1 protein-coding gene and 1 pseudogene are annotated in these 1,853 nt (G+C 60.8%); both read right to left on the bottom strand.

Translation table 11 applies throughout. The features are described from left to right. A pseudogene (locus QWY79_RS15510) lies at nucleotides 1-586 on the bottom strand (hypothetical protein); the annotation flags it as partial. 203 nt (nucleotides 587-789) lie between these two features. After that, on the bottom strand, nucleotides 790-1,853 hold a 1,064-nt coding region (locus QWY79_RS15505; RefSeq protein WP_290274793.1), incomplete at its 5' end, for an RHS repeat-associated core domain-containing protein.

Here is a 1,853-nt window from a genome sequence, read left to right as displayed (position 1 = left end):
GCCACTGCCAGGCGGCGATGCCGCGCTCGGGGTCGGCGAGGTGGTGTTGCTGTTCGCCCACCACACGCCCGGCGGCGTCATGCTCGAAGTGTACTTCGCTGATCGGGTTGCGGATGGCGGCCAGCTGGCCATCGGCGCGCCACTGGTAGTGCTCGGTACTGGCCGGGGCATGCGCGGTGGCCGGCAGGTGCCGGGCACGCAGGCGCCCCAGGGCATCGTGTTCGAGCCGGGTGAGTTGCTGGCCGTGCTGTTGCTGGACGAGCTGGTCAGCCCGGTCATAGGCGAAGCGCTGGGTGACGCCTTGTGGGTCGGTCTGGGCGATCAGCCGGTCATGGGCGTCATACTGGAAATGATAGGCCCCGCCATCGGGCAGCGTCAGGCGCTCGAGCCGCTCCCGGGCGTCGTAGCGATAGTGGGTCTTGCCGCCCGTGGCATCGGTGTGCTGGACCACGCGGCCGTGCTCGTCATGGGTCAGGCGCTCGGCGCTGCCATCCGGGTGGGTGATGCCCGCCAGGCGGCCGTAGGCATCATGGTGATATGCCCACCGCTGGCCATCCGGGGCCCGGGTGGTGAGGCGTCGTCCCATCACGTTATCAGACAAGAATTATTTTTTACCTTTCTTATCTTTCCCTCTAAAGAAGAGCATAAATATAGCTCTACCAAACAAGCTTATCATCAAGAGAGTAACACCCACATTAGATACCAGATTCGAGTTGGAAAAAGCAGCGGAAAAAATCAATAAAAAACCTCCAATAATTATGCATAAAATATCAGCTATAGCCAGCCACTTCATCCGTCACCCCTTTCATGCACCCAAGTTCGGCAAAACTGAAGGCCACCGGCCCCACCTACACCTGGCCCAGCAAATGCTTTAGCGGCACTTACAGAGCCAGAATTTAAGTCAACGCTCCCACCACCCCCAAAGAAACCACCACCACCACTAAAAAACCCGCCCCAACTATTATAAACCCCAGGAGATACTGGCTCTGATGAAAGCTGTAGAGTGCCTAGCCCTCCACCTCCAGTATAAACTCCCAAACCAAGCTGCCAACAGACTGTAGTAGAGTTAAAAGTCCCATTTTCAGCCACTATTTTATTACGAGATACAGAGACTCCAGCTATTCCCCCAAACACTTGCCCCGTCAAGCCACCCGAAAGAGACGCTTCCAGCTCGTTTCCTCCTTGCCGAACCGCATTGGATTGGCTGTAGGGTCCTCCACCCAGTCCATAGACGCCACGGAGCCCCATAGGGTCTATCTCTGAGGTTGGTGCCGCCGCATATTGATAAAGATACAGCCCGCCGCTCAGCCCGATCGGGTCCTGGGTGATGTAGCGCCCGGTGTCGGGGTCGTAGTAGCGGTGGCGGTTGTAGTAGAGGCCGCTTTCGTCGTCGTGCCATTGGCCCTGGAAGCGGATGGGTTGCGCCGTGGTGCCGCCCTGGTCTTTTACCGCTGCCCAGTCGTCGGGCTGGGCGTGCCAGCGCGGTGTGCCGTCCGGGTCGAGCAGTTGCAGGGGCGTGCCCAGGGCATCGGTGACGTAGGTAGCAAGACGTGGGGCATCGTGTCCTGTTGGGTTGGCTGTCTGGTCTAGCCTGACCATGGGCACGAAGCTGCCTGGCTCGTAGATCACCGTGGTGCGCTGGGTGTCGCGTTCTTCGCTGACGAGGCGGTCGCCTTCCCAGCCGTAGCGGGTGGTGGCGGTGCTGCCATCGGGGTGGTGCACGGTCTTGTGAAGGCGCCGCCCCAGGGCGTCGTAGGCGTAATGGGCCCGGCTGGTCTGGCCCTCGGGCGTGGTGCGGGTGAGCTGCACCAGGCGGTTGGCGCCGTCGTAGCCCAGCGTGAGTTGGCTGCCGT

The organism is Halomonas sabkhae, from assembly GCF_030409265.1.
Taxonomy (GTDB): Bacteria; Pseudomonadota; Gammaproteobacteria; order Pseudomonadales; family Halomonadaceae; genus Halomonas; species Halomonas halmophila.
The sequence above is the reverse complement of the archived record's forward strand: the minus strand, read 5'-3'. Positions and strand labels throughout refer to the sequence as shown.